Source organism: Phascolarctobacterium succinatutens (assembly GCF_958453765.1).
GTDB classification, from domain to species: domain Bacteria; phylum Bacillota; class Negativicutes; order Acidaminococcales; family Acidaminococcaceae; genus Phascolarctobacterium_A; species Phascolarctobacterium_A succinatutens_B.
On the sequence record NZ_CAUDZA010000039.1, the window covers coordinates 1 to 11,904 of the forward strand.

The following is an 11,904-nucleotide window of genomic DNA, read 5'->3' on the forward strand; positions in this document are numbered from 1 at the left end:
GCGGCAACGATGCCGACATCGAAGACAGTAATGCAAATGACGAAGAAAACTCTACTGAAGAAGATGTGCAGGAAGAGCCTACACCGGATCCAGAGGCTATCTGGAAAAACGATGACAACAAGCCTCAACCTGTACATAAAAAAGCTGCTGTGAAAAAGGTTGCCCGTAAGGGCAGCGGCACCGGTCAGGGAAGCGGCCACGGCAGCGGTGTCGGCCCCGGCACAGGCTCCGGCAGTGGCGGCGGTAACGGCAGTGGTCACGGCACAGGCAATGGCAGCGGTTACGGTTCCGGCAACGGTAACGGTAACGGCGCAGTAGCTGTTATGCCGCGTATTATCCGCAAGATTGACCCTGTATACCCTGCTGCAGAACGCAATGCAGGCATCACCGGTTCAGGCGTTGTACGTCTTCTGGTCAACACCAACGGTACTGTTGATGAGGTTACCCTCGTAAGCTCCAGCGGTAACGCTAACCTCGACCAGGCAGGTATCAATGCCGCTTATAAATGGCGCTTCACCAGCGCTGTCGGTACTAACGGCCAAAAGGTTCGCTGCTATTTGCGCTTACCTTTCACCTTCAGACTAAGATAATTAAAACCTGTTAGCTGAGTTTCAGCTAACAGGTTTTTTTTGCCTAAAATATTAAGTTTACTTTTCTTGCTGACCTTCCGTCAGATAGGTCCAGCCGTTCTCCTGACGCACCTTGCCCTCTTTCATCAGATGGCCCAACGCACGCTTGAAAGCAGCCTTGCTGATACCAAACTTCTGCTTGATAATCTCCAGCGGCGTAGAATCGCAGTAAGGCATGCTGCCATTGCGCTTCACCAGGAAATCATAGATATCCTGAGCATCCGCAACAAGTGCATTCTCCTTCTGCAGACGCATAGAAACGTTAATACGTCCATCCTCGCGCAGATAGGTTACACGGCAGGTAACCTCCTGACCGAAGTCAAGTCTGCCACCGGGCACTTCACTGCGATGCAGGAAGGCAATAAAGCGCTGGTTAGTGAAAAGAAAGAAGCCCTCCGGCAGAATGTTGTAAATCGTACCGGTAACCTTATCACCGATTTTCAAGCCCTCTGCAGGCTTAGAGGCTTTCACCATATCCTCTTCTACACGCATCGTCACAGCCTGACGACCGCTCTTATCGCGATACAGTCTTACCCACACGAGCTGACCGGGGTTTACATGGCCGCGCATCTGGCTATAGGGCAGGAAAACGCCACGCTCTGCACCGATATCAACGAAGCCGCCGTCACGGGTAACGCTCAGCACACGTACATAGCCTAATTGGCCTTCACGCATCTTCGGCAGCTTCATGCTGGCAGTCAGACGCTTGCTGGGATCAAGATAAAGATATACCTTTACCTCGTCACCAATATTAACCTCAGAGGTCTGCTGCAGCTTATGCAGCATGATATCGTCAGAGGTATTACCGGTGCCTGCGTCAAGGAATGCGGCATTTTCATTCGCACGCACAACCTTTAAACTGACTACATCACCGGGACGGTATTTCGTATTGTTCGTAACAACAGGAGCCTTTTTGGCTCTGCTGAATTTTTTATTATCAATCATCCGTATTCTCCACAAAGCTTTCAGACGGAGCATCTGCCCACAGCTGCTCTAAATTATAAAAATCGCGTTCTTCCTCCAGGAAAACGTGAGCAACAACATCACCGTAATCCAACAGTACCCAACGTGCGTCGGCATAGCCTTCCTTGTGAGTAGGATGCACGCCTGCTTCTGCCAGCTTATCTTCGATATTATCAGCAATTGCCTTAACCAGAGTGCTGTTGCCGGCACTGCAGATAACATAAAAATCGGTAACGGGAGATAAGCCCTCCATATTTAATAAAAGTATATCCTTTGCTTTTTTGTCATTGGCCGCAGCCGCAATTTTTTTTGCAATGTCTTTAGTTTCCATTAAACATCCTCCTTAATTATTGCTTGCCTTCTCAGCAAGCTTTGCTTCTTTTTCCAATTCATCTCTATCCTTAGGCTGCAGATGCTCCTTCGGCTCTTCTTCTGCTTCTGTTGCGGTATCTTCCTCATCTTTAAGATAAGGTATCCCCAGCTCATCCATGGATTTGTTTACGTCAGCCTGCTCGGCATTCCAATAGCTTACACCGGAGCTATCATCAAATTTGCCATAAAGCATACAGCTGCGCAGCTTATCATCACCAAACAGTTTAAAGCTGTTGGCAGCCTTAAGCATCGTCAAGGTATTAAGATCTGTTTCTACATATTTGTCCAGCGTTGCCAGCAGATTGCTTATTTTAGCTACATTTTGCACGGAAAACATCTGCTCAGCCGCTGCCTTCAGGAATTTCTGCTGTCTTTGCACGCGTCCAATATCACCAAGCTCATCCTTGCGGAAACGCACATATTTACCGGCAGTTTCACCATCCATATGCTGATAGCCATGCTTGATATCAATAACCAAATCAGCATAGGGATCCTCGTAATACATATCCTTGTCTACGTAAATATCTACGCCGCCGATTAAATTTACGACATCAATAAAGCCGCGCCAGTTTGCCAACGCATAATAATGTATAGGTACACGCAGCAGATTAGCAACAGTCTGCTTTGCCATCACAGCTCCGCCATAGGCATAGGCTGCATTAATCTTCTCAGGATCCTTGTGTCCCGGAAGTATTACCTTCGTATCGCGCGGAATAGATAAAACCGCTACCTTATTATTCTGCGGATCAAAGCTCAGCAGAATAATCGCATCTGTACGCTTTGGCTCGCTTTCCGCTGCTTCGCTGTCACCATCATCAATTCCCAGCAGCAGAACGTTGATGCGTTCATTGAGCTTCTGGTCATCACGTATTTTATCATCTGCCGCAGTTACGCTTACATGCGGCGGATTGATAAAATTGTTATAAATCCAGCAGGTTCCGAAAAAAAGTGCTGTTCCTAAAAGACCTGCAAAAAGCAGTAAGCAAAGCAATCTTCCCCAGCGAAACTTACGCCTGGTGCGACGTTTTACCGGCTGCTGTTGATTATTATTTTCTTCCATACTTGCCCTGCCTATTTGTTATCTGATTTTTGCGCCAGCATCAGCTCATTATAACCGTCAATGCAATGCGGATGAATTAATTGTTCGCCGGCAAGCAGATATTCAATAGTATTGCTGTAGGCCTTAAGCATTGCTTTATCAAGGCTTTTATGTGCCAGCTTGCGCAAATCCTCTATCCCCGGGAAATCTCTTCCCGGTTCAATCATATCTGCCAAAAATACAACCTTTGCCAAATCCGTCATGTGGGCAGCACCGGTTGTATGCTGCGAAATACCTTCCAGAATTTCCTTATCGGTTACACCATACTTGGTCTGCGCATAGTATACACCTAATTTAGCATGCAGCAAAATCGGCTGGTTGCGTTCTACATCATCAATAGCAATTCCCAGTGCATCTGCCTTGGCCGCACTGTCCTTGCTCGCAACCTCACGGCCGCAATCATGCAGCAGTGCACAAATCGCTATTTTTTCTTCCGGCAGCTTATGTGACTTTGCCAGCTCCAAAGCTGTTTCGTAAACATGTACGGAATGTTTATAACGCTTCGGCGGCAAGGAAGCCTGCAAAAGCTGTTTCATTTCGTCTATTGTCATCATTTCTGCTTCATCCCTGCCTTCGATATAAATTATGAGTATTGATATATTGCTCCACAGCCCGCGGCACTAAGCCTGCCAGGCTCGCACCCTCGTGCAGCCTTGTCCTTATTTCGGTAGATGAAATATCATATTCTGGTGTATGCAGCAGCATAATTCTTTCTGCGGCAGCAGCGCCCAAATGATGCACTACCTCTTCCATCACACCTTCGTACCCCGGTCTGCCGGCAGCTACAAAGGTTGCCAGCTGCAGCATTTCATTGATAGAATTCCATGTATGCAGCTGAGCCACCGAATCAGCTCCGATAATAAAATAAAGCTCCTTATCCGGATATATCTGCCGCAGCTCGCGCAGGGTATCTATCGTATACGATACGCCGCTACGCCGCAGCTCCATATCCGACACGGTAAAATGCGGATAAGGCTTTACCGCCAGCTCGGTCATCGCATAACGATGCTCTGCCGGCGCATAATCCTGTCCTACCTTATGCGGTGGTACAAAAGCCGGGATAAAAATAATTTGTTCCAGTGCAATACGTTCGTAAACAGCTTCAGCAATACGCAGATGCCCTATATGAATAGGATCAAAGGTCCCGCCTAAAATACCAAGTCCCTTTCCCGTCACAGTCATCCTCCTTGCTCAACACTTTTCTATTATTTTATTATATCAATCACTCAGCATTTGTACAACCTTCTGCAGCAGAATTATTATCGCAATAAGCAATAAAATTCCCTTTGTACGGTCTTTGAAATCAAAAACAGTTTTAGGCCTTCTCAGATAATCTGAAAAGGCCTGCAAGTAATCTTTAAATGTAGGGGGTTTAGGTTCTCGTTTTGTCATTTTTTCTCCAATTTTAGAGATAAAGTGAAGAGAACCACTCTTCACTTTATCATATTATTTTACTCGTATCTCAAAGCATCAATCGGGTCAAGCAGCGCTGCCTTACGTGCCGGATAAATTCCGAAGAACAAGCCGATGCCAACCGAAAAGATTACTGCGATAACAATCGCCCAAACGGAAATAACTGTATTCCAGCCTGCCATACTGCTGATGATGCAGGAAGCACCGATACCCAGTATTACACCTAAGGTGCCGCCGATAATACCAATTACCATGGATTCTACAAGAAATTGCAGCAAGATATTATTATAGGTAGCGCCTAATGCCTTACGAATACCAATCTCACGCGTACGCTCTGTTACAGATACCAGCATAATATTCATAATACCGATACCGCCGACCAAAAGACTGATAGCAGCAATGCAGCCGAGAAGTATCGTAATATTGTTAGCCGTCGACATCATAGTTTCCATAATCTGCGCCATGTTGCCTACGGTAAAATCATCGTTAGCGCCCTCTTTAATCTTGTGACGTGTACGCAGCACCTGTTCTACATCGGCCTGCACATCATTAATAACGTTTTCATTCTCAGCCTGTACCGCGATGCGTTGTACATTTGTAATACCCATCATACGGTTCTGTGCCGTTGTCAGAGGAACATAAACCACGTCATCCTGATCCATGCCCATGCTGCCCTGTCCCTTGCTTTTCAAAACCCCAATAACCTGAAACGGTGCCTTATTGATACGCATAATCTTGCCGACCGGGTTGCCCTCTGGGAACAAACTGTCAGCAACAGTCTTACCGATAACTGCCACCCTGCCGCGGCTTACGAGGTCACGCTCGTTCAAAACGCGTCCGTCCTCAACCTCCAGACTGGAAATGGTAAAGTTGCTCGGAGTTGTACCCTCAACACGGCTGGTCCAGTTCTGGTTACCTGCAACCATCTGATAGCTTCTGTTGACACTGGCCGAAATGTTGGCAATACCATCAACCTGCTTCTCGATAGCCTGCATATCATCATACGTCAGCTTAACGCCTTCACCGGCCGCCAGACGAGCGCCGCTGGCAGTACGGCCGCCGGAGGTGATAATCAGCAGGTTACTGCCCAGTTTGGAGATATTGTTCTTGACATTCTCCTTTAGGCCGAAGCCCAAGCTAACCATCGCAATAACGGCACCAACGCCGATAATAATACCCAAAAGCGTCAGGAAGGTGCGCAGCTTATTCGAGACCATGCCCTGCAAAGCCATTTTAATGCTTTCATTCAACATAAATATCTACCTTCCTTTATCAGCTCTGCGTACCGTCACGCATCTGCTGCAGCTCCTTGGCCGCATAATCAGTCATGCCGCCGCTACGTTCATCACTTACCAGCTGTCCGTCGCGCATTACCAGAATACGCTTCGTCTGCTCGGCAATATCCGGTTCATGGGTAACCATAACCACCGTCTTGCCGCTTTCATTCATTTTCTTAAAGATATCCATAATCTCGTAGCTGGATTTGGTATCAAGATTGCCTGTAGGCTCATCGGCCATAATAATCGACGGGTTATTGATTAAAGCTCTGGCAATGGCCACACGCTGACGCTGACCACCGCTCATCTCCATAGGCTTATGCTCCAGCCTGTCGCCCAGGCCAACAGCCTCCAATGCCTTCTTAGCGCGCTCCATGCGCTCTTCCTCGTCTACACCGGCATATACTAACGGCAAGGCTACATTCTCCTGCGCAGTCAGCTTAGCCAGCAGATTGAAGTTTTGGAAGACAAAGCCTATCTTCGCATTACGCGTATGCGCCAGCTCATCGTCATCATAACCGGCAATCTCCTTGCCATCAAGAAAATACTCGCCGGAGGTCGGTCTGTCCAGACAGCCGAGAATATTCATCATCGTAGATTTACCGCTGCCGGAAGGTCCCATAATAGAAGTAAATTCCCCCGGCTCAATCTTCAGATTTACGTGATAAAGCGCGTGTACCACACTATCACCCATCTGATAGGTTTTCATAATATCTTTTAATTCGATAACAGACATAAAGCGCCTCCTTAGTGCATCGGCGGTGGGCCCATTCTGTTACTGCTCTGCTTGCTAACAGCCTTCTTCACCAGCAGCTTGTCACCAATGCTGAGACCGGTTGCCGTAACTGCTACTTCGCTGTCACTCGTCAGGCCAAGCTTTACATCTACATCACGTGTTTCCTTAGTCTTCTCGTTATATACCTTGACGTAACGGCGGTTGCCCTCACTGTATATGCAGTTTAAAGGCACAATCGTTACATCATTAGCTTCGTTGATAATAATATCGGTTCTTGCTGTCATAGTCGGCAGCAGCTTGCCCTTAGCATCATCAACGGTAACATAAACCTTATAATAGATAACATTATTTTCCGTAGTTGCACTGCGGGAAATCAAGCGTACCTTACCGGTAAATGTTTCGTTGGGATAAGCATCAACAGTAAACTTAACCTTCTGTCCATCTTTCACCTGACCGATATCGGATTCATCGACAAGTGCTTCAATCTCCATATTATCCAGCGTTGCCACAGACATAATAACCTGCGGTGTGCTGATACCGGAGCTGATAGTCTGGCCAACCGGTGTAGGCTTACCGATAATGTAACCGGAAATCGGTGTGGTAATAACAGTATCATTAACATCAGAAGCAGCCTTTTCATAGTTGCTCTTGGCTACAAGATAATCGGCCTCCACGCCGTCAAAGGTTGATTGGCTGATAGCACCACGGTTCAGCAGGTTCAGATTACGCTCATAGTTGGCCTGAGCGTTATGCAGCTTGGCCTGCATCTGAGCCAGCGTTGCGTTCAAAGATGTTGCATCAAGGCGCACCAGTACGTCACCGGCGTTGACATGCTGGTTTTCTTTAACCAGTACCTCAACAATTCGTCCGGTAATCTTGGAGCTGATATCAACATTATCCTGTGCGCTCAAGGCGCCGGTTGCCGAAACAGTTTCTACAATATTGCCTTTTTTTACTTCGCCCATCTTAACAGCAGCAGTAGAAACCTGCGTGCTTTGATAATATTTATAGCCACCATAGCTGCCTGCGAGCAAAATCGCAGCCGCTACGAGGATATATTTATTCTTTTTCACGAAACTCATCATTTTGCATCCCTCATTATTAAATATATTCCTTTACTATTATAACCTCTACTCTTTTTGAGGTCAAAGCAAGTATAGCAAAAAGATGTGTTTTTTTTATGGCACCATTAACAAAATTCAACACATATGACAAAAACCCCCGTCACTTTCGTGACAGGGGTTGATTTGCATTTTAGCTTACTAACCTAACAAATTATTTGCCAGGGAAGAACGGCCAAACCATCGGAATAACAATCAGGGATACGATGAAGCATACGATTACGAGACCGCAGCCAGCTTTCAGGTAGTCCATGAATCTGTATCCGCCAGGGCCGAGTACCAGAGTGTTCGGAGGAGTACCTACCGGAGTTGCGAATGCGCAAGATGCTGCAACAGCGATAGCCATCAGAACTGCTTTCGGGTCAGCGCCCAGGTTTTTGGAGATTGCAATACCAATCGGGCACAGCAGAGCTGCGGATGCGGTGTTGGACATGAACTGAGTCAGACCGCAGGACAGGATGAACAGTACACCGGTTACAACCAGCGGAGAAGGAGCGCCGCCCATCAGGCCAACAGTCCATTCAGCGATGAGTTTACCAGCGCCGGTTTTATCCATAGCGGAGGATACAGGCATCATGCCAGCGAACAGGAAAATGGTTACCCAGTCGATGGAAGCATAAGCTTGTTTTTCAGTCAGGCAGCCGGTCAGTACGCACAGCAGAGCGCCGATGATAGCAGCCATTTCCAGAGATACGCCCGGGATACCAACAGCCATTACCAGGATTACGCCCAGCAGGATAACGCCGGAAACCATTTGTTTAGATCTGGAAATTTCGTTAGCTTCTACTTCTTGCTCGATTTCTTGGTCAGCATCGAGTTGTTTGTTCGGGAGCAGATATTTGCCCAGGAACATCATGTAGAGCATACCAGCGATAGAGATAGGAACACCGATCCAAGCGAATTCGAAGAAACCGAACGGCTCGATACCAGCAGCATTCATTGCACCTACTGCAATGATGTTCGGCGGGGTACCTACCATGGTGATGATACCGCCCCAACCGCAAGCGAATGCCAACGGCATTAACTGACGGGAAGCAGGAATCTTAGCTGCAGAACAGATGCCCAGTGCAACCGGCAGCATGCAAGCTGCAGTACCGGTGTTGGACAGAACTGCGGACATTACAGTACCAACGATCATCAGACCGAACATCAGGCTGTTTTCGCTGGTGCCGCACATTTTAACTACGGTGTTACCAATTTCTTGAGCCAGGCCGGTGTAGAACATGGAAGCGCCTACAACGAACATACCTGCAAAAAGTACTACAGTGGAGTTGGACAGACCGCTGAATACTTGCTTAGCAGGAATCAGGCCTAACAGGCCGCATGCCACAGAGGCACCAATAGCAGTAACTGCGAGAGGAATAAGTTCAGTTACGAAGAATAATGCAACTACTGCCAAAAGAATGAGACATTTGATAGCTGGGGACATTGTTTTCCTCCTTAAAATAATAAAAATGTTTTGTTGTCTGTGTGTCACTATACACACTGAAGGTCATCAATAAAATAATTCAACAAGTTATCAGTAAGTTCTATCATTAAAAATTTATAGTACTTACATTTCCGACAATTCCTATGCTATTGAAGACTTAAAATAGCCTCCACTTACATAACTTACTTTATCGGCTTTTTCACTTACTTTAATTACTTAATTGTCAACAGTGTTAAGTTTAACACACTTCTGACAAATTTGCAAGCCTTTTTCATTTATTTTATTCCTGTACTTTACATGTTTTTCTACTCAGCTTATTGCATATTTATACATCATTTTGTTTGTTTATTATTCCGTTCTCTTGTACACTTTTTTATAAAAAATATGTCTGTATGCTCACCCTTAACATTACATATTTCTGCCGGTATGTTCCCTACTTTGAACAACAAAAATCCCCGCCACCTAAGTGACGGGGATTGATTTGCTTGTAAGCGTCTAACCTAACAAATTATTTGCCAGGGAAGAACGGCCATACCATCGGGATAACAACCAAGGATACTACGAAAGCTACCAGAACCAAGCCGGTACCAGCTTTTACATAGTCCATGAATTTGTATCCGCCAGGGCCAAGTACCAGGGTGTTCGGAGGAGTACCTACCGGAGTTGCGAATGCGCAGGATGCTGCAACAGCGATAGCCATCAGAACTGCTTTCGGGTCAGCGCCCAGGTTTTTGGAGATTGCAATACCAATCGGGCACAGCAGAGCTGCGGATGCGGTGTTGGACATGAACTGAGTCAGGCCGCAGGACAGGATGAACAGTACACCAGTTACAACCAACGGAGAAGGAGAGCCGCCCATCAGGCCAACAGTCCATTCAGCGATGAGTTTACCAGCGCCGGTTACATCCATTGCTTTAGATACAGGCATCATGCCAGCGAACAGGAAGATGGTTACCCAGTCGATAGAAGCATATGCTTGTTTTTCAGTTAAGCAACCGGTCAGTACGCAAACCAGAGCACCGATGATTGCTGCCATTTCCAAAGTGATACCTTTAATGCCAAGAGCCATTACCAGAACAACTGCCAGCAGGATAACGCCGGAAACGATTTGTTTGGATTTGGAGGTTTCATTTGCTTCGATTTCTTGCTCGATTTCTTGGTCAGCATCAAGTTGTTTGTTCGGGAGCAAATATTTGCCTACAAACATCATGTACAGCATACCAGCTACGGAAACCGGGATACCAATCCAAGCGAATTCGAAGAAACCGAAAGGCTCAAGACCAGCAGCGGTCATAGCACCGGTAGCGATGATGTTAGGAGGAGTACCTACCATGGTGATGATACCGCCCCAACCGCAAGCGAATGCCAACGGCATTAACTGACGGGAAGCAGGAATCTTAGCTGCGGAGCAGATACCGAGTGCTACAGGAAGTAAGCAAGCTGCGGTACCGGTGTTGGACAATACTGCGGACAGTACGGTACCAACGATCATCAGGCCGAACATCAGGCTGTTTTCGCCTGTGCCGCACATTTTAACTACGGTATTACCGATTTCTTGTGCAAGGCCGGTGTAGAACATGGAAGCGCCAACTACGAACATGCCTGCGAACAGAACAACGGTAGAGTTAGACAGACCGCTGAATACTTGTTTTGCAGGAATCAAGCCTAAGAGGCCGCATGCGATAGCTGCGCCGGTAGCAGTAACTGCGAGAGGGATAAGTTCGGTTACAAATAATAATGCAACTACTGCCAACAAAATAAGACATTTGATTGCTGGGGACATTTTATGTTCCTCCTTTTAAAATTAATTTATATACAATGCCGAGGGAGGCATTCTATATCAGCTATTAATATGTAGTTTTCAAAGAGCTTATGGAATTTGCTTATGTATTTTCTTGCATTTCCATGTACCTATTATAACACTATAAGCGTAAAATAAAAAGTTATTTTATTGAAAAATTTACATTATTAACGTAAACAGTGTTTTTTTGTTGCGTACTTCTATATTGTGTTTTATGTACACTGCTATCATGGTATTTTATTTTTATACTTTTATATGCTTTTCCGGAATTAAGTTAAACTTTAAGTAAATGATTTTTGAAATGCATATGCCAGTTTTATCTGAAAATTATCTTAATTCTCTTTATAAAATTAGCTCTGATAATTTACAGCTTTCTGCTCCAAAGCCCATTGTATCAAGGGTTTGCGATTCACGCAATTTTTTTAGTACCTCCTATAAGTTATTTTTAACAGCTGGTGCTAATTTTACTTTTCGAATTAAATGTAATCCCACAGCGCATGTCCACTGATTGAGGACACAAAATCACCATCTTTTTTGTTCATAATGTGACAGTTTATTATTCCAGAACACTTTCTAGGCAAAAATTAAGAGGACGCGCCTTGCAGCGCGTCCTCAGGGGAGTTTCAGTATAAATTATTTACCAACAGGACCGATCATAGCCAGCATGGTACCTGCAGCAACTGCAGTACCGATAACGCCTGCTACGTTAGGACCCATAGCATGCATCAGCAGGAAGTTGGACGGATTTGCTTTTTGGCCAACAACTTGAGATACACGAGCAGCCATAGGAACTGCGGATACACCGGCGGAACCGATCAACGGGTTGGTCTTGCCACCGTCTACAATGCACATCAGCTTACCGAAGATAACGCCAGCAGCAGTACCACCGATGAAAGCAACCAGACCAAGGATGATGATCAGGATAGTCTGATAGTTCAGGAATGCATCAGCACTCATGGTCAGACCAGTACCAGTAGCCAGCATAATGGTTACGGTGTTCATCAGAGCATTTTGTGCGGTGTCGGACAGACGATCCAGGCAACCAGCTTCTTTGAACAGGTTAC

Annotated in this window: 11 protein-coding genes and 1 pseudogene; 1 reads left to right on the top strand and 11 read right to left on the bottom strand. The window is 46.1% G+C overall.

The genetic code is table 11. The annotated features are described in order from the left end of the window. The coding region (locus Q7Q81_RS10655) for an energy transducer TonB (RefSeq protein ID WP_304276024.1) at positions 1–590 on the top strand (590 nt) is incomplete at its 5' end. Positions 591–647: 57 nt separating this feature from the next. On the opposite strand, the gene Q7Q81_RS10660 is transcribed toward Q7Q81_RS10655, so the two are convergent. From Q7Q81_RS10660 to gcdB, 11 genes and pseudogenes are all read right to left on the bottom strand, one after another. Next, the gene (locus Q7Q81_RS10660; RefSeq protein WP_293390888.1) at positions 648–1,574 is read right to left on the bottom strand and encodes a CvfB family protein; all 927 of its coding nucleotides are present in this window, start codon (positions 1,572–1,574) and stop codon (positions 648–650) included. Beyond that, entirely contained in the window at positions 1,567–1,923 is a 357-nt protein-coding gene (rsfS, locus tag Q7Q81_RS10665) for a ribosome silencing factor (RefSeq protein WP_304276026.1), read from the bottom strand. The genes Q7Q81_RS10660 and rsfS overlap by 8 nt, the downstream gene beginning before the upstream one ends. A 12-nt stretch (positions 1,924–1,935) precedes the next feature. Beyond that, a complete protein-coding gene (locus tag Q7Q81_RS10670) occupies positions 1,936–3,024 on the bottom strand; it encodes an LCP family protein (protein ID WP_304276028.1) in 1,089 nt (362 codons plus the stop codon). A gap of 11 nt (positions 3,025–3,035) precedes the next feature. After that, on the bottom strand, positions 3,036–3,617 hold the full coding sequence (yqeK, locus tag Q7Q81_RS10675) for a bis(5'-nucleosyl)-tetraphosphatase (symmetrical) YqeK (protein WP_304276030.1): 582 nt from the start codon (positions 3,615–3,617) through the stop codon (positions 3,036–3,038). Positions 3,618–3,624: 7 nt separating this feature from the next. Further along, positions 3,625–4,245 (bottom strand): nicotinate-nucleotide adenylyltransferase, encoded by a 621-nt coding sequence (gene nadD, locus Q7Q81_RS10680; RefSeq protein WP_368502135.1) that lies wholly within the window; start codon positions 4,243–4,245, stop codon positions 3,625–3,627. Between the two features lie 269 nt (positions 4,246–4,514). Continuing rightward, the gene (locus tag Q7Q81_RS10685) at positions 4,515–5,729 is read right to left on the bottom strand and encodes an ABC transporter permease (protein WP_304226701.1); all 1,215 of its coding nucleotides are present in this window, start codon (positions 5,727–5,729) and stop codon (positions 4,515–4,517) included. A 19-nt stretch (positions 5,730–5,748) separates the two neighbouring features. Next, positions 5,749–6,489: an ABC transporter ATP-binding protein gene (locus Q7Q81_RS10690; protein WP_304276034.1), complete on the bottom strand. Its 741-nt coding sequence runs from the start codon at positions 6,487–6,489 to the stop codon at positions 5,749–5,751. An 11-nt stretch (positions 6,490–6,500) separates the two neighbouring features. Continuing rightward, entirely contained in the window at positions 6,501–7,574 is a 1,074-nt protein-coding gene (locus Q7Q81_RS10695) for an efflux RND transporter periplasmic adaptor subunit (RefSeq protein ID WP_304276035.1), read from the bottom strand. A 190-nt stretch (positions 7,575–7,764) separates the two neighbouring features. After that, a complete protein-coding gene (locus tag Q7Q81_RS10700) occupies positions 7,765–9,039 on the bottom strand; it encodes an SLC13 family permease (RefSeq protein WP_304276038.1) in 1,275 nt (424 codons plus the stop codon). Positions 9,040–9,547: 508 nt separating this feature from the next. Then, a complete protein-coding gene (locus Q7Q81_RS10705; protein ID WP_303713139.1) occupies positions 9,548–10,822 on the bottom strand; it encodes an SLC13 family permease in 1,275 nt (424 codons plus the stop codon). Between the two features lie 651 nt (positions 10,823–11,473). Next, a pseudogene (gene gcdB / locus Q7Q81_RS10710) lies at positions 11,474–11,904 on the bottom strand (sodium ion-translocating glutaconyl-CoA decarboxylase subunit beta); the annotation flags it as partial.

Excerpts from the sequence above, each read along its gene's own strand:
- Q7Q81_RS10660 (WP_293390888.1), bottom strand. The coding sequence starts at position 1,574 with ATGATTGATAATAAAAAATTCAGCAGAGCCAAAAAGGCTCCTGTTGTT.
- rsfS (WP_304276026.1), bottom strand. The coding sequence starts at position 1,923 with ATGGAAACTAAAGACATTGCAAAAAAAATTGCGGCTGCGGCCAATGAC.
- Q7Q81_RS10670 (WP_304276028.1), bottom strand. The coding sequence starts at position 3,024 with ATGGAAGAAAATAATAATCAACAGCAGCCGGTAAAACGTCGCACCAGG.
- yqeK (WP_304276030.1), bottom strand. The coding sequence starts at position 3,617 with ATGATGACAATAGACGAAATGAAACAGCTTTTGCAGGCTTCCTTGCCG.
- nadD (WP_368502135.1), bottom strand. The coding sequence starts at position 4,245 with ATGACTGTGACGGGAAAGGGACTTGGTATTTTAGGCGGGACCTTTGAT.
- Q7Q81_RS10685 (WP_304226701.1), bottom strand. The coding sequence starts at position 5,729 with ATGTTGAATGAAAGCATTAAAATGGCTTTGCAGGGCATGGTCTCGAAT.
- Q7Q81_RS10690 (WP_304276034.1), bottom strand. The coding sequence starts at position 6,489 with ATGTCTGTTATCGAATTAAAAGATATTATGAAAACCTATCAGATGGGT.
- Q7Q81_RS10695 (WP_304276035.1), bottom strand. The coding sequence starts at position 7,574 with ATGATGAGTTTCGTGAAAAAGAATAAATATATCCTCGTAGCGGCTGCG.
- Q7Q81_RS10700 (WP_304276038.1), bottom strand. The coding sequence starts at position 9,039 with ATGTCCCCAGCTATCAAATGTCTCATTCTTTTGGCAGTAGTTGCATTA.
- Q7Q81_RS10705 (WP_303713139.1), bottom strand. The coding sequence starts at position 10,822 with ATGTCCCCAGCAATCAAATGTCTTATTTTGTTGGCAGTAGTTGCATTA.